Annotated in this window: 20 protein-coding genes; 8 read left to right on the forward strand and 12 right to left on the reverse strand. The window is 68.7% G+C overall.

Features of this window, described 5'->3' with window-relative positions; genetic code table 11:
- Positions 1-51: 51 nt before the first annotated feature.
- Both ACFQ9R_RS21110 and ACFQ9R_RS21115 read left to right on the forward strand, forming a co-directional pair.
- Positions 52-549 (forward strand): hypothetical protein, encoded by a 498-nt coding sequence (locus tag ACFQ9R_RS21110; RefSeq protein WP_378992608.1) that lies wholly within the window; start codon positions 52-54, stop codon positions 547-549.
- Between the two features lie 105 nt (positions 550-654).
- Positions 655-3,891, forward strand: coding sequence for an arabinosyltransferase domain-containing protein (locus ACFQ9R_RS21115; RefSeq protein WP_378992610.1), 3,237 nt, complete (start codon positions 655-657; stop codon positions 3,889-3,891).
- Positions 3,892-3,981: 90 nt separating this feature from the next.
- Here the strand turns inward: ACFQ9R_RS21115 and ACFQ9R_RS21120 are convergent, their stop codons facing one another.
- Both ACFQ9R_RS21120 and rarD read right to left on the reverse strand, forming a co-directional pair.
- Positions 3,982-4,911 (reverse strand): ADP-ribosylglycohydrolase family protein, encoded by a 930-nt coding sequence (locus ACFQ9R_RS21120; protein WP_378992612.1) that lies wholly within the window; start codon positions 4,909-4,911, stop codon positions 3,982-3,984.
- 122 nt (positions 4,912-5,033) lie between these two features.
- A complete protein-coding gene (gene rarD / locus ACFQ9R_RS21125) occupies positions 5,034-5,951 on the reverse strand; it encodes an EamA family transporter RarD (RefSeq protein WP_378992614.1) in 918 nt (305 codons plus the stop codon).
- 34 nt (positions 5,952-5,985) lie between these two features.
- Between rarD and ACFQ9R_RS21130 the strand changes: the two genes are divergently transcribed.
- Together ACFQ9R_RS21130 and ACFQ9R_RS21135 are read left to right on the forward strand one after the other, a co-directional pair.
- Positions 5,986-8,409, forward strand: coding sequence for a cation-translocating P-type ATPase (locus ACFQ9R_RS21130; RefSeq protein WP_378992615.1), 2,424 nt, complete (start codon positions 5,986-5,988; stop codon positions 8,407-8,409).
- A 124-nt stretch (positions 8,410-8,533) separates the two neighbouring features.
- A complete protein-coding gene (locus ACFQ9R_RS21135) occupies positions 8,534-8,707 on the forward strand; it encodes a hypothetical protein (RefSeq protein WP_378992616.1) in 174 nt (57 codons plus the stop codon).
- 34 nt (positions 8,708-8,741) lie between these two features.
- Here the strand turns inward: ACFQ9R_RS21135 and ACFQ9R_RS21140 are convergent, their stop codons facing one another.
- From ACFQ9R_RS21140 to lspA, 3 genes are all read right to left on the reverse strand, one after another.
- On the reverse strand, positions 8,742-9,443 hold the full coding sequence (locus tag ACFQ9R_RS21140) for a hypothetical protein (protein WP_378992618.1): 702 nt from the start codon (positions 9,441-9,443) through the stop codon (positions 8,742-8,744).
- 118 nt (positions 9,444-9,561) lie between these two features.
- A complete protein-coding gene (locus tag ACFQ9R_RS21145) occupies positions 9,562-10,488 on the reverse strand; it encodes an RluA family pseudouridine synthase (protein ID WP_266299589.1) in 927 nt (308 codons plus the stop codon).
- A complete protein-coding gene (gene lspA, locus ACFQ9R_RS21150; protein ID WP_378636736.1) occupies positions 10,485-11,102 on the reverse strand; it encodes a signal peptidase II in 618 nt (205 codons plus the stop codon). The genes ACFQ9R_RS21145 and lspA overlap by 4 nt, the downstream gene beginning before the upstream one ends.
- A gap of 85 nt (positions 11,103-11,187) precedes the next feature.
- On the opposite strand from lspA, the gene ACFQ9R_RS21155 reads away from it, so the two are divergent.
- Both ACFQ9R_RS21155 and ACFQ9R_RS21160 read left to right on the forward strand, forming a co-directional pair.
- The gene (locus ACFQ9R_RS21155) at positions 11,188-12,141 is read left to right on the forward strand and encodes a hypothetical protein (RefSeq protein ID WP_378992621.1); all 954 of its coding nucleotides are present in this window, start codon (positions 11,188-11,190) and stop codon (positions 12,139-12,141) included.
- Positions 12,138-12,854 (forward strand): hypothetical protein, encoded by a 717-nt coding sequence (locus ACFQ9R_RS21160; RefSeq protein ID WP_378992622.1) that lies wholly within the window; start codon positions 12,138-12,140, stop codon positions 12,852-12,854. The genes ACFQ9R_RS21155 and ACFQ9R_RS21160 overlap by 4 nt, the downstream gene beginning before the upstream one ends.
- A gap of 13 nt (positions 12,855-12,867) precedes the next feature.
- Here ACFQ9R_RS21160 and ACFQ9R_RS21165 read toward each other — a convergent pair whose 3' ends face one another.
- Complete coding sequence (locus ACFQ9R_RS21165; RefSeq protein WP_378992623.1) at positions 12,868-13,716, reverse strand: TIGR03619 family F420-dependent LLM class oxidoreductase; 849 nt, start codon at positions 13,714-13,716, stop codon at positions 12,868-12,870.
- A 191-nt stretch (positions 13,717-13,907) separates the two neighbouring features.
- On the opposite strand from ACFQ9R_RS21165, the gene ACFQ9R_RS21170 reads away from it, so the two are divergent.
- Positions 13,908-14,378, forward strand: a complete 471-nt coding sequence (locus ACFQ9R_RS21170; protein ID WP_378992624.1) for a VOC family protein — start codon at positions 13,908-13,910, stop codon at positions 14,376-14,378.
- A 56-nt stretch (positions 14,379-14,434) separates the two neighbouring features.
- Here ACFQ9R_RS21170 and ACFQ9R_RS21175 read toward each other — a convergent pair whose 3' ends face one another.
- Complete coding sequence (locus tag ACFQ9R_RS21175; protein WP_378992626.1) at positions 14,435-14,857, reverse strand: ubiquinol-cytochrome c reductase iron-sulfur subunit; 423 nt, start codon at positions 14,855-14,857, stop codon at positions 14,435-14,437.
- A 223-nt stretch (positions 14,858-15,080) separates the two neighbouring features.
- Between ACFQ9R_RS21175 and ACFQ9R_RS21180 the strand changes: the two genes are divergently transcribed.
- A complete protein-coding gene (locus ACFQ9R_RS21180) occupies positions 15,081-16,064 on the forward strand; it encodes an NAD(P)-dependent alcohol dehydrogenase (protein WP_378992628.1) in 984 nt (327 codons plus the stop codon).
- A gap of 2 nt (positions 16,065-16,066) precedes the next feature.
- Here the strand turns inward: ACFQ9R_RS21180 and ACFQ9R_RS21185 are convergent, their stop codons facing one another.
- From ACFQ9R_RS21185 to ACFQ9R_RS21205, 5 genes are all read right to left on the reverse strand, one after another.
- A complete protein-coding gene (locus ACFQ9R_RS21185; protein ID WP_378992630.1) occupies positions 16,067-16,687 on the reverse strand; it encodes an LON peptidase substrate-binding domain-containing protein in 621 nt (206 codons plus the stop codon).
- 162 nt (positions 16,688-16,849) lie between these two features.
- The gene (gene acs, locus ACFQ9R_RS21190; RefSeq protein ID WP_378992631.1) at positions 16,850-18,754 is read right to left on the reverse strand and encodes an acetate--CoA ligase; all 1,905 of its coding nucleotides are present in this window, start codon (positions 18,752-18,754) and stop codon (positions 16,850-16,852) included.
- 77 nt (positions 18,755-18,831) lie between these two features.
- The gene (locus tag ACFQ9R_RS21195; RefSeq protein ID WP_378992633.1) at positions 18,832-20,469 is read right to left on the reverse strand and encodes a cation acetate symporter; all 1,638 of its coding nucleotides are present in this window, start codon (positions 20,467-20,469) and stop codon (positions 18,832-18,834) included.
- The gene (locus tag ACFQ9R_RS21200; RefSeq protein WP_378992634.1) at positions 20,466-20,822 is read right to left on the reverse strand and encodes a DUF485 domain-containing protein; all 357 of its coding nucleotides are present in this window, start codon (positions 20,820-20,822) and stop codon (positions 20,466-20,468) included. The genes ACFQ9R_RS21195 and ACFQ9R_RS21200 overlap by 4 nt, the downstream gene beginning before the upstream one ends.
- Positions 20,823-20,975: 153 nt before the next feature.
- Entirely contained in the window at positions 20,976-22,730 is a 1,755-nt protein-coding gene (locus ACFQ9R_RS21205; protein ID WP_378992636.1) for a cation acetate symporter, read from the reverse strand.
- Between the last annotated feature and the right edge of the window lie 52 nt (positions 22,731-22,782).

Genomic DNA, 22,782 nt, shown 5'->3' on the forward strand with positions numbered 1-22,782 from the left:
CTCGGCTACCGCGATGGAACGACTCCCCCCTCGAACGCAAAGGACGAGCAGTTGAAGCTTCGTACGACCGGACGTGTAGCGATCGCCGGACTGGCCGTGGTCGCCGCCCTCGGCCTGAGCGCGTGCAGCGACGACAAGGGTGACAAGCCCGCCGCCAAAGCCACCACCAGCGCGAAGGCTTCGGCTTCGGCGGCCACGGACCTGCCCCCCGTGCCGACCGTGGAACAGCTCAACCAGCAGCTCACCACCGCGTTGGATCCCGCGGTCCCCAACGACCAGAAGCTGGACTTCGTGCAGGGCGGCGAGGCCGACCCCGAGCTGCCGAACCGCTTGGCCCAGGCCGCCTCGGACGCCAATGTGCAGGTGCAGGTCACCGAGGTGACCTCCTTCGGTGACAGCGTCAACGCCAAGGCCAACTTCACCGTCAACGGCCAGACCAATGTCGTCGACGTGCCGTTCGTGGCCGAAGACGGCAAGTGGAAGGTCCAGAAGTCGTGGGCCTGCGGCATGATGACCAACCTGGGTCAGACCTCGGTCGCCTGCCCCTGATCTGCCACGCTCGAGCCCCGTTCGGATGTTTCCGGGCGGGGCTTTCGCGTGTGAGTCGCGACGGTGTTTCGCCTGCTGCCGGTGGCGCGGCTACTATCGGGCCCCGTGGTAGAGACGATCGTGCGGCAGGGGCATCCGCCCAAGGATGTGTCGGAGCCGGCGCGACGTGATCGCCCGGGGTGGGCGCGCATCGTCGCGATCGTCGCGGGACTGATCGGCATTCTCAGCGCCGCGGTGATCCCGTTCCTGCCCGTGCGGGTCGACGCCGCGACGGTGTCCTGGCCCCAGCAGGGGTCGCCCGCCGCGGTCGAATCGCCGCTCGTCGCCTACGCGCCCGCCGCCCTCTCGGCGACGGTGCCGTGTGCCGCGCTGAGTTCGCTGGCCGCGACCGGCGGTGTCGCGGTCTCGACCGTGCCGCGGCAATCGGCCGATATGGAGAAGTACGGCTTCGTCGTGAAGGTGGTCGCCGACACCGCCGAACGCTCCGGCCGGGTGGACGTGGTCTCGCGTTCGACCCTGGTGTGGACGGCCCCGCTCGCCGACGTGCTCGACCGCTCCTGCGCGCTGACGATCGCGATCACTCCGCAGGAATCCACGGTCACCACGTCAGGTCTCGGTGCGGGCGCCGCCGTGGCCGCCGACCTGCGTCCCCAGGTCGTGGGTGTGTTCAGTGAGCTCACCGGCGCCGCCCCCGCGGACCTGGCGGTGCGCGTCGACGTCGACGCCCGCTACACGTCGTCGCCGACCTGGCTCAAACTGGCCGCCATCGTGCTGTGCCTGGTGGCCACCGCGGTGTCACTGTTCGCCCTGCACCGTCTCGACGCCCTCGACGGCCGCTCCGCGCGCCGATTCCTGCCGCAACGCTGGTGGCGGCTGCGCCCGGTCGACTGGCTGGTGTTCGCGGTGCTGCTCGTCTGGCATTTCATCGGCGCCAACACCTCCGATGACGGCTACATCCTCGGGATGGCGAGAGGTGCGCGCAGTTCGGGCAACATGTCCAACTACTACCGCTGGTTCAGCGTCGACGAGGGCCCGTTCTACACCCCTTATGTCGACATCATCGGCTGGCTCACCCACATCTCCGCGGTCAGCCCGCTGGTCCGGCTGCCCGCCCTCGCTGCGGGCGTGCTCACCTGGTGGTTGATCAGCCGCGAAGTGCTGCCCCGCCTCGGCGTCGCGGTGCGCCGCGAACGCATCGCCACCTGGACCGCGGCCTTCGTCTTTCTGGCCTTCTGGCTGCCCTACAACAACGGGCTGCGCGCGGAATTCGTTGTCGCGCTGGGTGTTCTGGTCACCTGGGTATCGGTCGAACGAGCGATCGCGACCCGGCGGCTCGTGCCGTTCGCCGTCGCGGTGATCGTGGCCGCGTTCACCCTCACCGGCGCACCCTCGGGCCTGATCTGCCTCGGCGCGCTGGTGGCCGGCGCGCGTGTCGTCACCGCGATGATCGTGACGCGGTCGAAGTCGGTGGGCTACCTCGCGCAACTGCTGCCGATCCTGGCCGCGGGCACGGTGGTGCTCACCGTCGTCTTCGCCGACCGGACGTTCGCCGGGGTGCGGGAGATGTTCGCCGTGCACAGCGTGATCGGTCCGGGGGAGTCCTGGTTCTTCGAGTTCCTGCGCTATCAATATCTTCTGCAGCTCAATGCTGATGGCTGGCTGACCAGGCGATTCGGTGTCTTCGCGATGCTGATCGGTTTGATCGTCTGCACTGCCGTCATGCTGCGGCGCGGCGGCCGTATCCCCGGCATCGCTGTCGGCCCCACTCGGCGCATGCTGGGCATCACCCTGGCCGCCATGGTGCTGATGATGTTCTCGCCCACCAAGTGGACCCACCAGTTCGGCGTGTTCGCGGGGTTGGCCACCTGTGTCGCCGCGGTGACGGCGGTCGCGGTGAGCGCGCACGTCCTGCGGCCGATGCGTAATCGCGCGCTGTTCGCCGCGGGTGTCTTCTTCGCCCTCGCCATGACCTGGGTCGGCGCCAACGGCTACTGGTACGTCTCCTCGTGGGGGATCCCCTGGTGGGACAAGCCGCCGACCGTCGCCGGATACGGCGTCTCGACCGTATTCGTCGGTCTGACTCTGCTCGCGCTCGCCGCGGCCGCGTGGTATCACGTCCATCCGAACCTGAACCCGAAGGCCGAGGTCGGCTGGTTCGCGGGGACACCCGTTCTCGCTGTCGCCGCCGCGGTGATGGTGCTGTTCGAGGTGGCATCCTTCGCCAAGGCCACCGTCGCCCAGTATCCCGCGTACTCCCTGGCCGGCTCCAACCTCTCCGCGGCCTTCGCCGGCGGGTGTGGGATGGCCGACGAGGTGCTCGTCGAAACCGACCCGAACGCCTCGATGCTCGCGCCGCTGTCCGGCGACATGACCAGCACGATGAACGGCACCGACTCCACCGGCTTCCGGGCCGGCGGAGTCGCGCCGGTGCTCACCTCCGACGAGGTGGAATCGACCACCGGCCAAGCGAATTCGGTATCCGACGACCCCGACAAGCTGCGCGACGCCTCCACCTCGGCGGGCTCGGAATCACGACAGGGCTCGCTGCAACTGCCCTTCGGTCTCGACCCCGCGACCCCGGTTCTGGGCAGCTACCGCCCCGGTGCCCAGGAGCCCGCCGCGCTGACCACGGGCTGGTTCCGGCTGCCGGACGGCCCGCGCGGCCCGCTGCTGGCGATGTCGGTGGCAGGCCGGATCCGCTCGGTCGACGCCGACGGCATCGTCCACCCCGGCCAGGAACTGGCCCTCGAATACGGCACCGCCGCGGCCGACGGCACCGTCACCGTGACCGGCCAGATCGCGCCGACCGATATCGGCCCGGCGCCGATGTGGCGCAATCTGCGCGTCCCGATGGATCAGCTGCCGTCCGAGACGAGCGTTGTCCGCTTGGTCGCCGCCGACAAGGATCTCGGCCCCGACCAGTGGCTCGCTCTCACCCCGCCGCGCATGCCGCAGACCACCACGCTCAGCGCGCTGGTCGGCCGTGCGGCGCCGGTGCTGCTGGATTGGGCTGTGGGGCTGCACTTCCCGTGCCAGAACCAGATGCCCACCTACAACGGCGTCGCCGAGCTCCCCGAATACCGCATCCTGCCCGACCGCAACGGTGCCACCATCACCAACCTCTGGCAGGGCCACGACGGTGGCGGCCCGCTCGGCTGGACCCAGCTCCTCTTCACCGCCCGCACCCTGCCGACGTACCTGAACAACGACTGGGACAGGGACTGGGGCTCCCTCGAGCAGTACCTTCCCCTCGACCCCACCGCCGGCCCCGCGAAGATCACCGTCGACTCCGAAAACCGCTGGGGCACCTGGACCCCCGGCCCGATCATCACCGCCTGGTAGCCACGGCGGTGGGCCGGTCGATCACCACGCTGCCGGGGGAGCGCCGCCGAGTGCGGTCCGCACCACGGTGTGGTGATCAGCTGCCCACCGTCAGCGGGAGTTGGTGGCGATGCGCAGGGCCAGATCGGGCAGGTCGGCGCCGGTGAGGCCGGGGTAGCCGTGCAGGATGGCGCGCCAGCGAGCGGGGACCGCCGAGGCGCCCCAGCGGGCGCCGAGGAGGCCCCCCGCGATGGCCGCGGTGGTGTCGGTGTCGTTTCCGGCCCGGACGCACGCCTCCAAGGCGAGCGGAAGGTGCTCGGGCGTCGACTGATCGGTGGTCGTGATCGCCCACCACGCGGTCTGGAGGGCGTGCACGACCCAGCCGTTGTTCGGGAAGTCGGCGGGCGTGCCCTTCTCCGCTTCGTCGAGACGGTCGGTCCAATAATCGGACTGGGCTGAGCCGCTGACGTATTCGCGAACGCCGTCGAAATCGGCGTTCAGTACCGCATGCCGGATCGCGTAGGTCCACATCTTGCACGCCTCGACAGCGTTGTCGTCGTGGTGCGTGAGCAACCCGACCCGGCCCGCCGCCGCGACGCATTCGGCGGCATCGTCGAGATAGGCCAGCGCGACCGGCGCGGTCCGCATCAGCGAGCCGTTGCCACCGGTTCGGCCGGTGAGCGACATCGCCACCGCCTGCATGTCCAGTGCCGAGGAAGGTCTGGCGGACAACACGTTTCGCGTCTGGTTCCCGATGTCGGGCGGCTTCGAGTCGTACCAGGAGACGAACCCGGCCGCGACCGCGTCGAGATCGATGCCCGGGCCGCCGGCAGCGGCGACCGCCACGGCGACGGACATCGACGTATCGTCGGTCCACTCGCCCGGCGCCCAGTCGAATACTCCGCCGCCGATCATGTCGATCACCGTGTCCGGTCCGGGATGTGTGAACTCGTAGCCTGCCCCCAGCGCGTCGCCGGCGGCGGTACCGACCAGCACGCCGGCGACCCGATCCGAGTACCCCGCATCGTGCACAGAATCCACCCCTCTCGGGTGTGCCCACTATCCGATTGTTCGATGGGCAAGCCTACCGGTCGGCTTGTGGTCCTCCGGCGATTCGTGCCGGTGTGACACCGAATCGAGCTTCGGGTGTGACACCGAATGGGCTAGTGCGTGGTCGCGTCCACCGTCTCTGCCACCGAGAGCTGCCTGGTGCGGCGCGCACGCAGCAGGGCGTCGGTGGTGAACACCGCCAGCGCCGTCCAGATCAGGGCGAATCCGGCCCAGCGCGACACGGGCATGGGTTCGTGCATCACCGCCACGCCCCAGGCCATCTGCAGGGCGGGGGTGAGGTATTGCAGAATGCCCATCGTCGAGAGCGGGACCCGCTTGGCCGCGACGGCGAACAGCAGCAGCGGCAGCAGCGTGACCGGCCCGGTGGCCAGCATGAGACCGAAATGGGCGGGGCTGGAGGTCATCTCACTGCGGCCGGTGGCCATCGAGACGATCAGAAAGGCCAGCGCGAACGGCACGGCGACAATCCCCTCGGCCGCGATGCCGGGGAGCGCGTCGAGCCGGATCACCTTCTTCACCAGCCCGTAGGTGGCGAACGAGCAGGCCAGGATCAGCGCGATCACCGGCGGCCTGCCGTAGTCGACGGTGAGCACCACCACCGCCAGCGCACCCAGCCCCAACGCCGCCCACTGCGCCCTGGTGAGCCGCTCCCGGAACAGCAACACGCCGATGGCAACGGTGACCAGCGGGTTGATGAAGTAACCGAGCGCGCATTCGACGATGTGCCCGGTGGTGACGCCGAAGACGTACACACCCCAGTTCAGCGACAAGGCCGCCGAGGCCGCGGCCGCTAGGCGCCAGGTCCTGGCATCGATGCCGCGCAGGTTTCCCAGCCGTCCCGTCAGCGTGAGCACCAGCAGGACCACGACCAGCGTCCACACGATCCGCTGCGCCACCACCTCGGCGGGCGAGGCGAACGACAACAGTCCGAAGAAGGCGGCGAACGAACCCCAGATGAGGTAGGCCCCCGCCCCGAAAACGACACCGGGCGGGGATGAGCTGCGCTGCATTCATCCCATGTTACGACCGGCTAATCTGGCGAGCATGTCCATTTCCGTGCAGGAACCGGCGGCTGCCGGGCTCACCGCCGCACAGGTCGACGAGCGCCGCCGCGACGGGCGCACCAACGACGTCCCCGCCAGGGCGAGCCGGTCGGTCGGCGAGATCGTCCGCGCGAATGTGTTCACCCGCATCAATGCCATTCTCGGTGTGCTGTTCCTGCTGGTGCTGTCGACGGGCTCGATCATCGACGGCATGTTCGGGCTGCTCATCGTGGCCAACAGCGCGGTCGGCATCATCCAGGAGGTCAGGGCGAAACGGACCCTGGACGAGCTGGCGATCGTCAGCCAGGCCAAGCCGACGGTGCGCCGCGACGGCGTCGCCCAGCAGATCTCCCCCGGCGAAGTGGTGCTCGACGATCTGATCGAGCTCGGCCCCGGCGACCAGATCGTGGTCGACGGTGAGGTCGAGGAGGCCGCCGCGCTCGAGATCGACGAATCGCTGCTGACCGGCGAGGCCGACCCGATCGACAAGGGCGTCGGCGCGCCGGTGATGTCGGGCAGTTTCGTGGTGTCGGGTTCGGGCGCCTACCGCGCCACCAAGGTCGGCAAGGACGCCTACGCGGCGAAACTGGCCGAGGAGGCCAGCAAGTTCACGCTGGTGCACTCCGAATTGCGTTCGGGCATCGACAAGATCCTGAAATTCATCACCTACCTGCTCATTCCCGCCGGCCTGCTCAGCATCTACAACCAGCTGGTCTCGAGCGGGGAATCGTGGCGCCCGGCCGTCACCGGCATGGTCGCGGCGTTGGTGCCGATGGTCCCCGAGGGCCTGGTCCTGATGACGTCGATCGCCTTCGCGGTCGGTGTGGTCCGCCTGGGTAAACGTCAGTGCCTGGTGCAGGAATTGCCCGCGATCGAGGGCCTGGCCAGGGTCGACGTAGTGTGCGCCGACAAGACCGGCACGCTCACCGAGAACGGTATGCGCCTGGCGCAGGTCGAACCGCTCGGCGCGTTCGACGAGGCACAGGTGAAGGCCGCGCTGGCCGCGCTGGCGAGCGACGATCCGCGCCCCAATGCCAGCGTCCAGGCCATCGCCGAAGCGCTGCCCGACTCGCCCGGCTGGTCGCAGACCGCCGTCGCGCCGTTCTCCTCGGCCAAGAAGTGGAGCGGCATCTCCTATGGCGACCACGGTGATTGGCTGCTCGGCGCCGCCGACGTGCTGCTCGACCCCGACTCCGAGGACGCCGCCCACGCCGAGCAACTGGGCTCGTCGGGGCTGCGCGTGCTGCTGCTGGCACGCAGCGACCGTGCGGTCGACGCCGAGGACGCGCCAGGCCGGGTCGAGCCCGCCGCGCTGGTGGTGCTCGAACAGAAGGTGCGGCCCGATGCCAAGGCGACGCTGGAATACTTCGCGAGTCAGCAGGTCTCGATCAAGGTGATCTCCGGCGACAACGCCGTATCAGTCGGCGCGGTCGCCTCCTCGCTCGACCTGCCCGGCGGTGACCACGCCGTCGACGCGCGCACCCTGCCCGACGATCCGGCCGCGCTCGCCGACGTGCTCGATCACGAAACCACCTTCGGCCGGGTGCGTCCCGATCAGAAGCGCGCCATGGTCGGTGCGCTGCAATCGCGCGGGCACACCGTCGCCATGACCGGTGACGGCGTCAACGACGTGCTGGCGCTCAAGGACGCCGATATCGGTGTCGCGATGGGCGCCGGTAGCCCGGCCACCCGCGCGGTGGCGCAGATCGTGTTGCTGGACAACAAGTTCGCGACCCTGCCCTACGTGGTGGGGGAGGGGCGCCGGGTGATCGGCAATATCGAACGCGTCTCGAACCTGTTCCTCACCAAGACCGTGTACTCGGTGCTGCTGGCCTTCCTCGTCGGGCTGGCCGGTGTCGGCTCGCAGATCTTCGGCTACGACCCCATCGGGTATCCGTTCCTGCCGCGCCACGTCACCATCGCGGCCTGGTTCACCATCGGCATCCCCGCGTTCGTGCTCTCGCTCGCGCCGAACAACGAGCGCGCCCGCACCGGCTTCGTCGGCCGGGTGATGCGTCTGGCCGTGCCCTCGGGCGTGGTGATCGGCGTGGCGACGTTCGTGGCCTACCTCATCGCCTACGCCGGACCGGAAGCCACGGAAACGCAGAAGGTGCAGGCGGGCACCACCGCGTTGATCACGCTGATCATGATCGCGGTGTGGGTGCTCGTGCTGGTCGCGCGGCCGTATGTGTGGTGGAAGGTGGTGCTGATCGCGGTGTCCGTGCTGGCCTACGTCGCGCTGTTCACGATCCCGTTCACCCGCGAGTTCTTCAAACTCGATCCGTCCAACCCGCGCCTGACGCTGGCGGCGGTGGTCTGCGGTGTGATCGGCATCGTGCTGGTCGAGCTGGCATGGTGGGTGCAGGCGCGGCGCTCGGGCGGCGCGGGCAAGCTCTTTCCCCCGGTGGGCGCGCAGGGGGCGTGACCGGCCGCTGACGCGGGTCTGGTGGTTTCGAGAACCCTTGTGCCCGACGAACATTCGGTGTTGGAGTACCTTTGCCGGTTATGGAGGTATTGCTGCCGCTGTCGCACCGTCTCGGGACCACCCGGTGACCCCCGACGAATTGGATGATCTGTTCGCCGACCTCATCGGGCAGATCGATCGGCTCGACGTCGATGCGCTGGAATTGATGGCAGCCGCTTATGACCAGGCCGGAGATGTCGACCGGGCCCGCGAGCTGTGGGTGATGGCCGAGACGCGTCGCGGCAGTGATCGGCCGTAGACGCAGCGGCTCGGCGCGATCGAGCGGCGCGGACCTACTCGGTGGGAACCGGGCCGTCGTCGGGGCTCGGTGTGACGGTGTCGCTGCTGCCGGGAAGTAGGGGACTCACCGCGAACCGTCCCGCGACGGCGTCGGCCGGCAACGCCTGCACTGCTCTGACGCCGGGTTGTGTTGCCAGGTCACGTAATTGGGGCAGGGTGCCGCGCACCACGAGGCCCGCCGTGCACGCGCAGCCCGCACGCAGGCGGCTCTCGGTGACGTGCGCGATCGCGGCGCTGCGCTCGTCGCGGAACTGCTGGGCCGCGACCAATCCCGCGGCTGCCTCGCCGGACTTCACCGCGGGTTCGTCACCGCCCGGCGTCGCGACGGTGATCACCGGTGTCTGCACCCGGTCGACCGGCACGTGCTGGATCACCCCGGAGATCCGCAAGCCGTCGGCCGTGGCCGGAAGCTGTTGGGGTGCGATGTATTCGGTGAACGACACCAGCGCCCAGTGCTGGTCGGTATCGGCGCCGTCGAGGGAAGCCTTCGCGTCGACCAGGTAGTGCTCGACCTGCTCGCCGGGCGCGGGCCCCAGTCGATCGGTGGCCACCGCCGACGCGGGCGGCGGCTCGCGGAAGGCGATCACCAACAGGATCGCCGCGCCGACAGCCGCGATCCCGAAGATCACCGAGTTGCGCAGCGACATCTGCCGGTCGGCTGAATCATCTTCGGCGGCAGTCGATTCGGCGGGCATGTTCCCGAGGTCCTCGGCGGTCGAACCCGGACCACCGTCCCGCGGCGCCTGCCCGGCCGATGAATTCCCGCGGTCGTCCGACGCCGTATCCGGCGCCGGTTCGGACGACCGCGGGTCGTCAGGCATTGCGTAGTACGTCCAAGGCGCCCGCCAGATCGTCGGGGTACTCGCTGGTGATCTCCAGCCAGCGACCGTCGGCGGGATGGTGGAAGCCGAGCTGACGCGCGTGCAACCACTGCCGTTCCAGACCGAGGCGTTTGGCCAGCGTCGGGTCGGCGCCGTAGGTGAGGTCACCCGCGCAGGGGTGGCGGACCGCGGAGAAGTGCACCCGGATCTGGTGCGTGCGGCCGGTCTCGAGGTGGACGTCGAGCAGGCTGGCGGCCTGGAACGCCTCGATGGTGTCGTAGTGGGTGACGCTGGGCCTGCCGTCGCCGGTCACCGCGAACTTCCAGGCATTGCCCCGCGCACGCCCGATCGGCGCGTCGATGGTGCCGCTGCTCGGATCCGGGTGTCCCTGCACGAGTGCATGGTATTGCTTGTCGACCGTGCGTTCCTTGAAGGCGCGCTTGAGCATCGTGTAAGCGTGTTCGGATTGTGCCACCACCATCACCCCGGAGGTGCCCACGTCGAGCCGGTGCACGATGCCCTGGCGTTCGTGCGCGCCCGAGGTGGAGATGCGGTAACCCATCGCCGCCAGGCCGCCGACCACGGTCGGACCGGTCCAGCCGACGCCGGAGTGCGCGGCGACCCCGATCGGCTTGTCCACGGCCACGATGTCGTCGTCGGCGTAGAGGATGTTCATCCCGTCGACCGGCGTGGCCTCGACCGTGAGCTCGCGCTTGGGTTCGGGGAAGATCACTTCCAGCCACGCGCCCGCGGTCAGCCGGTCGGACTTGCCCGCGGCGACGCCGTCGATCTGCACCGAGCCGTCCTCGGTGAGCGCCACGACCGCGGTCCGTGAGAGACCGAGCAAGCGGGCGAGTCCCGCGTCCACCCGCATCCCGTCCAGTCCGTCGGGAACGGGCATTGTCCTGGTTTCTCTCATGCGGTCTCCTCGGTGTGTTTGCGACCGCTGCGGGTGCCGTCCGGTTCGAAACCGAACACGGTGAGCGCGACCAGCAGGATCGCCCCGCACACGATGGCCGAGTCGGCGACGTTGAAGACCGGCCACCAGCCGACGGCGACGAAGTCGACCACATGGCCCTGCAGCGGGCCTGGGTATCGGAAGAGCCGGTCGACCAAGTTGCCCAGCGCGCCACCCAGGACCATGCCGAGGCCGATGGCCCACCACAGTGATCGCAGGGTGCGTCCGATCCGGATCACACCGATCACCACCGCGGCGGCGATCAGGGTGAGCAGCCAGGTCATGCCGGTCGCCATCGAGAACGCCGCGCCCGGGTTGCGGACCAGGGTGAACCGCGCGAAATCGCCGATGATCGGCACCGATTCGCCCGGGTCGATGAAGGCGACCGCGAGGCACTTGGTCAGCAGGTCGAGCCCGAACAGCACGACGGCGATGATCAGCAACGTCGTCAAACGACGGCGACCAGCGGGTTTCGCCGTCTCGGCCGTCTCGGGCACGGCAGCCGCCGACGGTGTGGCTGAGTCGTCGCCGGTCTCGGGGACAGCAGCGTTGTCGGTTGGCCGGTCTTCACTCACGCGTCCATCATTCCCTAGTGGCGATCCGGCCCGCGCCGCGGTGCCGAGGAGTCCCAGGTGTTACTCAGGAAGCGGTCGTACCCTGATGGCTGTGACGGTGTTGTCTAGATCTCGCTTACCCCGCATCGCGCGCCCCGGGGTGTTACTGGTGGCGCTCGTGCTCGGGTTCGCGACCTTCGGCGCCGGCTGCGCCGATCGCTCGGCCCCTGCCGCGGAGGTCGACGGCACCGAGCCGCTCGGTATCGGCAAGGAAGTCACCGTGCCGATCTCGGCCGCGGTCACCACGATGGTCTCGCCCGGCGAGGAGCCGCGCGATCTGCTGCGGCCGCGCTATGCCGCGGGCACCACGCAGGAGGTGACGCTGCGCACCGACTACCGGATCCAGCAGCAGGTCAACGATCAGCCCGCTCGCGACTTCTCGCCTGCCGCGCTGACCATCCCGATGACCGCGCGCACGGGCGCCGACGGCGTCGATCTCACCGTCGGTGCGGTCACCACGCCCGACCCCGCGCTCAACAAGGCGTTCACCTCTGCCGACGGTTCACATGCCGGTTTGGGGATGAGCGATTTCGGTGCGATCACCGAGCTGCGCATGGCGCCCTCGCCGGACACCCCGAACACCGCGCGGGCCGCGCTCGAACAGGCCTTCTATCAGGCTGTGTACCAGTCGATCGCGTTCCCGGACCAGCCCGTCGGCGTCGGCGCGGTCTGGACGGTGCACCAGCAGATCACCGGCGGGGTGACCCTGGACCAGATCACCACCGCCACGCTCACCAGCCGCGAGGGCGACCGGCTCACCATCGATCTCCAGGTGAATCAGACGCCAACCGACAACGTGTGGGAGCTGCCCAACGACGCCGGTGAGCTCGACATCGACGGTTACGTCATGGAAGGCGTCGGCTCGATCACCATCGATCTCGGTATGCCACTGCCGGTTTCGGGTTCCATCGAGATCGGTGGACAGCAGACCTACCGCGACGCCCGCAGTGTGAGCACCTTGGTGCAGACGCAGTCGACCCGCGTCTCCTGGACGGAATGATGCGGGCGGATTCGCTGCGCGTAGGCGCGGTGGTTTCGGCGTGTGTCGGGTTGGTCGGCGTTGCGGGCTGTGGGTCCGACGACACGGTGGACACGCCGGGATCGGGTCCGTTCTCCGCCGCCGTCACGGCCGCACCGGGAACCGGGGCCGTGATCAGCGATGCGGCGCAGTTGTCGGCCGGTCTGCTCGCCGCTACCGATCTGCCCGGTGATTTCGCGGTCGTACCGTCGCGCGGTGAATCCGACGAGCCCGCGGTGCCGCCCGCGGCGCTGACGGATCCGCCGGATTGTGGGCGCCTGCTCTCACCGATCGCGCAGCAGTGGCCGGGGTCGGCTGCCGCCGCGTCGGTGCAGTTCGCGGGGCCCAGCTTCGCCACCATCGACATCGACGCCGCCAGCTACTCCGACGCGGCGCTGGTGCCGGCATTCGACGCGCTCCAGGCGCAGCCTCGGCGCTGTACCAGCTACTCCGGCGACGATGCGGGCGTGCGGATCGAGTATCGAACCAGCGCGCTCGCGCAGCCGGTCGCGGGCGACGCGGGCTCGGCGTTCACCCTGACCGCCACGAGTGAGGGGCTCACCCTCACGTCGGCGACCTCGCTTGTCCAAGTGGGGAACACGCTGGTTCAGGTTGTCGTCACGGCACCGGAAGTCGTCGATCCCGGTGTACTCGCCGATCTCACCGCGGCGCAAGTGCGCAAACTCCGCGGCTGAGACCGGCTCGGGTTCACGCCGATACGGCGAGTTTCCCGCCGAGATGGCCGAGGTAGCCACGGACCTCGTCGGCACTCTTGTCGGGCAGCCCGAAGACCACCTCGGTGACGCCTTGGTCGGCCCAGCTCGCGAGCTGCTCGGCGTTGTGACGACCGGCCAGCGCGATCACCCGCGGGGTGCCCTCGCGGCCTGCTTCCTTCCAGACCCGGTGCAGGAGATCGACTTTGGCGCCCAGGTCACCTTCGGTCGGGGTGGTGATCCAACCGTCGGCGTTGGCGGCCAGCCATCCGAACGATTTCTCGGTACCGCCCGCTCCGAGCAACACCGGAACCCCGGCGCGTACCGGCTTCGGCCAGGACCAGCTCGGGCCGAACTTCACGAAGTCGCCGGCGAATTCTGCTTCCTCCTGCGACCACAGCGCCCGCATCGCGTCGAGGTTCTCGCGCAACACCGTGCGCCGCTTGTTCGCCGGAACGCCGTGATGGGCGAGTTCGTCGGTGTTCCAGCCGAATCCGACGCCCAGCTCCACCCGTCCACCGGACAGGTGATCGAGCGAGGCGATGGTCTTGGCGAGGGTGATCGGGTGGTGTTCGGCGGGCAGCGCGACCGCTGTCGACAGGGTGATCCGCTCGGTGACCGCGGCGGCGGTGGCCAGCGCGACCCACGGGTCGAGCGTGCGCAGGTACCGGTCGTCGGGTAGCGAGGAGTCGCCGGTCTGCGGATGGGCCGCGGCCCGCACGACCGGGATATGGGTGTGCTCGGGGACGTAGAACGCGTCGAATCCGGCGTCCTCGGCGGCCTTGGCCGCATCGGCGGGCGCGATGCCCCGGTCACTGGTGAACAAGACAACCCCGTAGCGCACGTCCCGGCCCTCCGACTTCGGCAGCAAAACTGAAACAGGTTCTAAACCTGAGACAAGTTCTACAGGAGTAAAACGAGTTCTACTAGTCCTGATCTCATCGGACGGCCGAAACGGCGAGGCCCTTTTCCCGATCAGGCGAGGGGAATACGCTGGTGGTCGTCCGAGCATCACTCTCGACACGGAGGTATCCGATGTCTGATGTTTCCCCTTTTCCCGAGGGTTATCCGCGGATCTGTCCCGGCCTGGCGTGCGTGGGAGCGGCCGCCGCGATCGACTTCTACACCGCGGTCTTCGGCGCCACTGTGCGCATGAAAATGGACGGCCCCGGTGGCACCATCGTCCACAGTGAACTGCTCGTCGGCGATTCGGTGCTGATGGTGGGCGATCCGGTCCCCGAGATCGGCTTCAACGACCCGAAGGCCGTCGGCGGTTCGCCGGTGAACCTGATGGTCTACGTCGCCGACGCCGACGCTGCCTTCGGCGCGGCCCTCGACGCGGGCGCTACCGCCATCACTCCCATGACCGACCAGTTCTACGGCGACCGTAGCGGCGCCTTCGAGGACCCGTGGGGTCACCGCTGGACCGTGGCCACCCACATCGAAGACGTCTCGGCGGAAGAAATGGAACGGCGTATGTCCGAAATGATGGACGCCGCCGGCTGAGCTGAACGGCACGCCCGCACCGTCGGCGAGGACCGCAGTGCGGGCGTGCCGCGCGTCTAAGCGGGAACGATCGAGTCTCCCTCGACGCGAACAGGTTTGGCGGGCAGCGGCTCGGTCGCGGGACCGCCGCGCACCGCGCCGTCGAGCTCGAATCGGCTGCCGTGGCAGGGGCAGTTGATCGTGCCTCTGGCCACCGTAGCGACCTTGCATCCAGCGTGCGTGCAGGTCGACGACAGCCCGATGAAATTACCCGCGGTCGGCTGGGTGACGACGGTGTCACCGACGATCACCCCACCGCCTACCGGAACATCCGCCGCTTTGGTCAGCGCACCCGCCGGCGCCCCCGGTTCGGGTGACGCGGCGGCCGCCGACTCGGTGTTGTCGTCGGCACTGCACGCGGTCATCGTCGCCGCGGCGGCCAAGACGCCGACACCCACCACGACGGTGCGGCGGTTCAGCGAGAAATCGTTGATGGTCATCGGTCGTTCTCCGCTTCCGTTGGTGCGGCCGCCGGTCCGTGGCCCCATGCCCACCGGCTCCTTCCCTGTCAACGGCCCACACCCCCTCGCGGTTCGACCGATTCCTCGAGATTTCGAAGCGTTCGGTGCCACGCGGGCAATTCCGCACCTGGCGTGAAATCTCCGGAGACATCGGGGAATTCCCTGATGTGGGTGGGCGGGTCGGGCGCCTAGCGTTCTCGGTGTGAGGGCGATCGTGCAGCAGGTATACGGGTCATCGGCGATGTTGGCGACGGCGGAGATCGGGCGGCCGCCGGTGGGAGCGGGGCAGGTGCTGGTGCGCGTTCGCGCCGCGTCGGTGAATGCGCGGGATTGGCATGTGATGCGGGGCGATCCGAAGATCGCGCGGTGGATGGACCGGTCGGTCTTCGGTCGACGGGGGCCGGCGAATCCGGTGCCGGGCGGTGATTTCGCGGGGACGGTCGAGGAGGTGGGGGACGGTGTCACGGAGCTGGCGGTAGGCGACGAAGTCTTCGGGGAGGCGGTCAGCGGTGCGTTCGCGGAATTCGTCGCGGTGCCGCGGGGGTTGCTCGATCGGAAACCGGCGAACCTGAGTTTCGAGGAATCGGCGGCGGTGCCGTTGGCCGCGAACACCGCCCTGACCTGCCTGCGTCACGTCGGCGAGGGCGAGCGGGTGCTGATCATCGGCGCGTCCGGTGGCGTCGGCACCTTCGCGGTTCAGATCGCCCGAGCGCGGGGTGCGCGAGTCAGCGCGGTGTGCAGCACCCGCAATGTCGAGGCGGCGCGCAGACTCGGCGCCGAACACGTCGTCGACTACACCCGCGACACTCTGACCGGCCGCTACGACACTGTCCTCGACCTGGCCGGTACGCGGACGCTGCGGGAACTGCTCCGCCTGGTCGAACCCACCGGCACGCTGGTCCTGTCCGGTGGCGGCAACTTCGACGGCGGCAACTGGTTCGGCCCGGTCGGCCTGCTCGCGCGCGGTCAGCTGGCTCGACCGTTCGTGAAACCGGCCGTCCGTGCTCCGCTGGCGGAGCAGACGCCGGAGTCGCTGACCGAGCTTCGCGAACTGATCGAGTCGGGCCTGCTCCGCCCGGCCATCGACCGGACCTACCCACTGGCGGATACGCCGGCCGCCATCGAGTACATGGAGACCGAACACGCCCGCGCGAAGATCGTGATCACCATCGCGCCGGCGGGCTGACGTCACAGCAGGCGGAACTCCATCATCGCGATCGCGTCGTCGACGGAGGTGGACAGGGCCTCGAGCCGGCTGTGCGCGTTCGGGGCGGACAGGGCCGACTGACGGTCGGTCGGCCCGATCGGCAGGCGAGCTGCGAGCTCGTAGGAGCGAGTGGTCGGATCATCGGACAGATCGTTCAGCGAGGCCGACGGCGGCGGACGGCGGATGCCGTTGCGTCGCGCGAACTGGGCCGTGAGGGTGTGCAGGCGGTCCGCGCGTTCACGCAAACCCGCCAGCAACGCGCTGTCGTCGAGGCCGGGGTCGTCCGGCCAGGTCTCGGCTTCCGCCTGGGGATACGGCGCGTCGACGAGCCATTTCTCGATGCGAATGCGGTCGGTTCCTTTGCAGCGCAGCCGGTATCGCGAGCCGGGCAATTCGATGACCTCGGTGATCCGGGCGACGGTGCCCACTTCCGTGCGTACCTCACCGCCGCCCACTTCGTGCCCGCGCGCGATCAGCACGACACCGAATTCCGGCTCCCGCCGACCGTCCATGCAGTCCTCGATCAGCGCTACGTACCGCGGCTCGAAGATCTGCAACGACAACGACTCACCGGGTAGCAGCACCGCTCCCAGCGGGAACATAGGTATCTCCACCGTCCCAGCATGCCCGGTGCCGCGCGAACTACGTCCATCCGGCGCGCTCACGCTGTGTCCTTTCGGCAGGTTCGGGTTCGGTCCACGGTGACAGGGGCCGGCCGATGCTTCCCGCGCCACCGACCGGTGGCGCGGGCTGTTGTCCTGCCGTCACGCGGTGGCGATCGACTCGAACACCGTCGGATCGACCAGTGTCGAGGTGTCGCCGAGCTCGCGTCCCTCGGCGACATCACGCAGCAGCCTGCGCATGATCTTGCCGCTGCGGGTCTTGGGCAGTTCCGGCACGATGTGGATTTCGCGTGGCCGCGCGATCGGGCTGATCTCGAGCGACACCGCCGCCTTCAGCTCCGACACGAGCCCGTCGGCCGTGGCCGCCGATCCCGTGAGGATGACGAAGGCGACGATTCCCTGCCCGGTGGTCTCGTCGGACGCACCGACCACCGCGGCCTCGGCGACGGCCGGGTGCCCGACGAGCGCGGATTCCACCTCGGCGGTGGAGATGCGGTGACCGGACACATTCATCACGTCGTCGACGCGCCCCAGAATCCACAGATCACCGTCGGCATCGAGCTTGGCACCGTCCCCGGCGAAATACCAGCCTTCGGAAGCGAAACGCTGCCAATAGGTTTCGCGGTAGCGGTCCATGTCGTTCCAGATGCCGCGCAGCATCGACGGCCACGGCTGATCCAGGACGAGCAGACCGGACCCGTCGGGACCCAGCGGTGTGCCCTCGTCGTCGACGACTTTCGCGGAGATCCCCGGCAGCGGGCCCATCGCGGCGCCGGGCTTGGTGTCGGTGACGCCGGGCAGTGGCGCGATCATGATGGCGCCGGTCTCGGTCTGCCACCAGGTGTCGACGATAGGAGTCTCGTTGGCGCCGAAGACTTCCCGGTACCAGCGCCAGGCTTCGGGGTTGATCGGTTCGCCGACGGAGCCCAGCAGTCGCAGCGTGCTCAGATCGTGCGCGTCGGCGATGTCGCGGCCCCACTTCATGAACGTGCGGATCAATGTCGGCGCGGTGTAATAGATCGTGACGCCGTACTTCTCGATGATCTCGAAATGACGATTCTCGTCAGGGAAGTTCGGAGTGCCCTCGTACACGATCTGCGTCGCGCGGTTGGCGAGGGGACCGTAGACGATGTAGCTGTGCCCGGTGACCCAGCCGATGTCAGCGGTGCACCAGTAGACGTCTTGTCCCGCTTTGTGGTCGAAGACGTTGTGGTGGGTGTAGGCGGTTTGGGTGAGGTATCCGCCGGTGGTGTGCAGGATGCCCTTGGGTTTCCCGGTGGTGCCGGAGGTGTAGAGGATGAACAGCGGGTGCTCGGCGGGGAAGGGCTGTGCCTCGTGGGAAGGCGAAGCGACAGCGACGGTTTCGTCCCACCACAGATCGCGCACCTCGGTCCACGGCACGTCGAGGCCGACCCGGCGCACCACCAGCACATGCTCGACGCTCGACGGATCCGAACCCAGCGCCTCGTCGACGGCGTACTTCAGCGCGGCGGGCTTGCCGCGACGCCACTGCCCGTCGGTGGTCACGATCAACCTGGCCTCGGCGTCGTCGACCCGCTGGCGCAGTGCCGTGGGGGAGAACCCGGCGAACACCACCGAGTGCGTGAGACCGAGCCGTGCGCATGCCAGCATCGTCACGATCGCTTCGGGCACCATCGGCATGTAGATCGCGACGCGATCGCCCGCCTCGAGTCCCAACGCGGTGAAAGTGTTCGCGGCCCTGCACACCTCATCGAGCAACTCCGCGTAGGTGATCGCGCGGGAGTCGCCGGGTTCGCCCTCCCAGTGGATGGCGACCTGGTCGCCGTGGCCGTCGATGACGTGGCGGTCGAGGCAGTTGTAGGCGACGTTGAGCTCGCCGTCGCCGAACCAGCGTGCGACCGGCGCGTCGGTCCAGTCGAGTACCTCGGTGAAGGGCTTGTGCCAGTGCAGCCGGTTGGCCTGCTCGGCCCAGAAACCGTCGCGGTCGGTGCGCGCCCGCTCGTACAGCGCGGCATCGGCATTGGCCTGCGCGACGAACTCCGGGGCGGGCGGGTAACTGGTCACAAGAATCTCTCCTTCGAAAAGCATGGGGGTACAACCCGTGCCGGTGGGGCGAACCACCGGCACGGGCAGGGTTGGCGTCAGTGCGAGATCGCCTTCTCCGCACCGACGCCGGTCAGGGACCGGACTTCCATCTCCGCGGCCTTGGCCTGGTCGACCTGCTCACCGCGGCCACCCAGGTAGGTGCCGAGGATGCCGAGCACGAAGGCCAGCGGAATGGACACGATGCCCGGGTTGGACAGCGGGAACCAGTCGAAATCCGCGCCCTTGATCATCGCGGTCTTGTTGCCCGACACCGCGGGCGAGAACACGATGAGCACGATGGTCGAGATCAGGCCGCCGTACATCGACCACAGCGCACCGGTGGTGTTGAAGCGCTTCCAGAACAGCGAGTACAGGATCGTCGGCAGGTTCGCCGCCGCCGCCACCGCGAACGCCAGCGCCACCAGGAACGCGATGTTCTGGCCGTTGGCGAGGATGCCGAGACCGATCGCGAGGACACCGATCACCACCGCGGTGATCCGCGAGACCCGCACCTGCTTGACCTCGTCGACGTTGCCCTTCTTGAGCACGCTGGCGTAGATGTCGTGGGCGAACGAGGCCGACGCGGTGATGGTGAGACCGGCCACGACCGCGAGGATCGTCGCGAACGCGACCGCCGAGATCACCCCGAGCAGGATCACCCCGCCGAGTTCGAACGCCAGCAGCGGCGCCGCCGAGTTCTGGCCACCCGCCGCGGCGAGGATCCTGTCCGGGCCCACGATGGCCGCCGCGCCGTAACCGAGCACCAGGGTGAACAGGTAGAAGGCGCCGATCAGGCCGATCGCCCACACCACCGAGCGCCGAGCCTCTTTCGCGGTCGGGACCGTGTAGAAGCGCATCAGCACGTGCGGCAGACCCGCGGTGCCGAGTACCAGGGCCAGGCCCAGCGACAGGAAGTTCAGCTTCGACATCTCGCTGCCGCCGTATTGCGCGCCGGGCGCGAGCACGTCGCGGGCGGCGACCGCCTTGCTGGTGGACTCGCTCACCGATTCCTGTGCGGCACCGAGGATGTCGGAGAAGTTGAAGCCGAACTTCGCCAGCACCATCACCGTCATCAGCGCGGCGCCCGCGATCAGCAGCACCGCCTTGATGATCTGCACCCAGGTGGTGCCCTTCATGCCACCGACCAGCACATACACGATCATCAGCACACCGACGGCCGCGATGACGATGGATTGCCCGGTGCGGCTGGAGATATCGAGCAGCAGCGCCACCAGGCCGCCGGCGCCCGCCATCTGCGCGAGCAGATAGAACAGCGAGACGGTGAGGGTGGTCAGCGCGGCCGCGGTGCGCACCGGGCCTTCCTTCAGTCGGAAACTGAGGACGTCGGCCATGGTGAATTTGCCGGTGTTGCGCAGCATTTCGGCCACCAGCAGCAGCGCGACGAGCCAGGCGACGAGGAACCCGATCGAATACAGGAACCCGTCGTAGCCGTAGACGGCGATCGCGCCCGCGATGCCGAGGAAGCTCGCGGCCGACAGGTAGTCACCGGCGATGGCGATGCCGTTCTGCGGACCGGAGAAGCCGCGTCCGCCGGTGAAATAGTCGGCGGCACTGGCGTTGTTGCGGCTGGCCCGGATCACCACCACCATGGTGACCGCGACGAACAGCAGGAAAATGGCGATGTTGGCGATGGGATTGCCCACCGTCGACGACGCGGCAAGGGTGACGCTCATGATGCCTGGCCCCCTTCGAGTTCTTCGCGGATGGCCGCGGCGCGCGGATCCAGTTCACGGTTGGCGAAACGGACGTAGAGCCCGGTGATGAGGAACGTGGAGACGAACTGCCCGAGTCCGAGCAGCAGGCCCACGTTGCTGTTGCCGAAGACCTTCTGGGCCATGAAGTCGTGCGCGTACGCGCCGAGCAGCACATAGCTCAGGTACCACACCAGGAACAGCGCGGTCATCGGGAAGATGAAGCGGCGCAGCCGGTTTCGCAGATCTTGGAACTGCGGACTTGCTTGTACCGCGAGCCATTCGTCGGCACTCGGCGTGCGCGGATCTGGCGCCTCGGTGTCGGTTTGGGTCATGCCGGTCGTCCTAGCGTGAAGGGGGGGTCGTGCGTGGAGATGACGGTAGGTCCCCGGACGCGGGCGCATGATGGTGTGGCGTGGGTCACTCGGTGAAGGTGGCCGCCCGTGCGGTGAGCGGTCGGTGTGGTGCGACGAACGGTCGGTGCGAGATCACCGATGAGTGGCGGTTTCGGGGTCGCGATCGGCACTCATCCCGAGCCGTTCGGGGGCGTGCATGCGCAGGAACACCCCCGCCACCGCCCGGGGATCCTGACCCGTGGTGGCGAGGCTCACCAGGATGGTCACCGCGAAGGCCAGCGGAACACTGACCGCGCCCGGATAGTCGACGATCGCGGCCGGCCAGCCGTTCGCCAGGTCGGGGGAGACGCCACCGAGCACCGCCAGCACGGTCGCGCCGCCCGCGGTGACCCCGCCGGTGAGCATGCCCGCGGCCGCGCCGGTCGCGGTGAGTCCGCGCCACCAGATGCCGAGCACGAGCAGCGGGCACAGCGTCGACGCGGCCACCGAGAAGGCCAGGGCGACAGTGCGCGACAGATCCAGGGACGCCACGGTGACCGCGAGTGTCAGCGGGACCAGGCCCGCGACCAGGGCGGCGAGGCGGAAGTCCCGGATCCGGCCGCGCAGCACGTCGGTACTGAGCACTCCCGCCAAGCTGACCAGCAGCCCCGACGAGGTGGACAGGAATGCCGCGATCGCCCCGGCCGCCGCCAGCGCGGCCAGCAGCTGTCCGCCGAGGCCACCGAGCACTGCACCGGGCAGCAGCACGACGGCCGCGTCGGAGGCGCCGGTGATCAGCAGTTGGGGCACGTAGAGGCGGGCGAAGACGCCGAGCAGGATCGGGAACAGGTAGAAGACGCCGACCAGCCCGATCACCGTCAGCGCGGTCCGGCGCGCGGACGGGCCGTCGCGATTGGTGTAGAAGCGGACGAGCACGTGGGGTAATCCCATGGTGCCGAGGAAGGTCGCCACGATCAGCGAGAACACCTGGTACTGCGGGTGTTCCCCGCCGAATCCGCCGCCGGGCGCCACCCAGCCGGCGCCGTCGGCCGGTGCGCCGGCCACCACCGGAACGGCCGAGCCCGGCGCGAGGATCAGTTCGGTGCCTTCGTCGAGGGTGTGATTGCCCGGTGTCAGCACGACCGGGCCCGCGGTGGGGTGTCCGTCGAGTGTTCCGGTGATCGTCACCTGCTGCGAAACGTCCAGGTGCACGACGACATCGGTCGAGATGTCGACGGTGGTGCGCTCGTCGACCGTGGGTGGCACCGGGGTGGCGACCGGTCGTTCGTCGGCGAGGAAATGCATTCCGAGCACCAATGCGGGTACCGCCACCGCGGTCAATTTCAGCCAATACTGGAATGCCTGCACCAGGGTCACCGACCGCATGCCGCCGCCGATCACATTCGCCGACACGATCGCGCCCACCGCGACCGCCCCCACCCAGGCGGGTACGCCGAGCAGAATGTGCAGCGTCAATCCGGCTCCTTGGAACTGCGGAATCAGATACACCGCGCAGACCAGCACCACGAGACCGGCGGCCATGCGCCGCAACCGAATAGATCCCAACCGGAATTCGGCGAAGTCCGGCACGGTGTACGCACCGGATCGGCGCAGCGGGGCGGCCACGAACATCAGCAGGCCCAGATAGCCCGCGGTGAAACCCACCGGATACCACAGGGCGTCCGCACCGTATTTGGCGATCAGTCCGGCGACGCCGAGAAAGGAAGCGGCGGAAAGATATTCACCGGAGACCGCTGCGGCATTCCATCGCGAACCCACCGTGCGTGACGCGACCAGGAAATCCGAAGTCGTGCGGGACAGGCGCACTCCATAAAACCCGATGCCGACAGTGGCAAGCGCCGCCAGCAGCAGTGCGGCGACCGTGAGCGCCGGATTGTCGGGGCTCATGAGCTCGGCCCGCCCGACGGTGCCGGTTTCGATCCGCGGGCGCGGACAGGCC

The sequence above is a fragment of the Nocardia sp. NPDC056541 genome (assembly GCF_042794235.1).
Lineage (GTDB): Bacteria > Actinomycetota > Actinomycetes > Mycobacteriales > Mycobacteriaceae > Nocardia.

What these genes read in the sequence shown, in the direction of transcription:
- ACFQ9R_RS21140 (WP_378992618.1), bottom strand. Translation starts at nt 9,443, where the DNA reads ATGCCCGCCGAATCGACTGCCGCCGAAGATGATTCAGCCGACCGGCAG.
- ACFQ9R_RS21185 (WP_378992630.1), bottom strand. Translation starts at nt 16,687, where the DNA reads ATGTTCCCGCTGGGAGCGGTGCTGCTACCCGGTGAGTCGTTGTCGTTG.
- rarD (WP_378992614.1), bottom strand. Translation starts at nt 5,951, where the DNA reads ATGCAGCGCAGCTCATCCCCGCCCGGTGTCGTTTTCGGGGCGGGGGCC.
- ACFQ9R_RS21160 (WP_378992622.1), top strand. Translation starts at nt 12,138, where the DNA reads ATGATGCGGGCGGATTCGCTGCGCGTAGGCGCGGTGGTTTCGGCGTGT.
- ACFQ9R_RS21130 (WP_378992615.1), top strand. Translation starts at nt 5,986, where the DNA reads ATGTCCATTTCCGTGCAGGAACCGGCGGCTGCCGGGCTCACCGCCGCA.
- ACFQ9R_RS21205 (WP_378992636.1), bottom strand. Translation starts at nt 22,730, where the DNA reads ATGAGCCCCGACAATCCGGCGCTCACGGTCGCCGCACTGCTGCTGGCG.
- ACFQ9R_RS21195 (WP_378992633.1), bottom strand. Translation starts at nt 20,469, where the DNA reads ATGAGCGTCACCCTTGCCGCGTCGTCGACGGTGGGCAATCCCATCGCC.
- ACFQ9R_RS21170 (WP_378992624.1), top strand. Translation starts at nt 13,908, where the DNA reads ATGTCTGATGTTTCCCCTTTTCCCGAGGGTTATCCGCGGATCTGTCCC.
- ACFQ9R_RS21175 (WP_378992626.1), bottom strand. Translation starts at nt 14,857, where the DNA reads ATGACCATCAACGATTTCTCGCTGAACCGCCGCACCGTCGTGGTGGGT.
- ACFQ9R_RS21200 (WP_378992634.1), bottom strand. Translation starts at nt 20,822, where the DNA reads ATGACCCAAACCGACACCGAGGCGCCAGATCCGCGCACGCCGAGTGCC.
- ACFQ9R_RS21145 (WP_266299589.1), bottom strand. Translation starts at nt 10,488, where the DNA reads ATGAGAGAAACCAGGACAATGCCCGTTCCCGACGGACTGGACGGGATG.
- ACFQ9R_RS21155 (WP_378992621.1), top strand. Translation starts at nt 11,188, where the DNA reads ATGGCTGTGACGGTGTTGTCTAGATCTCGCTTACCCCGCATCGCGCGC.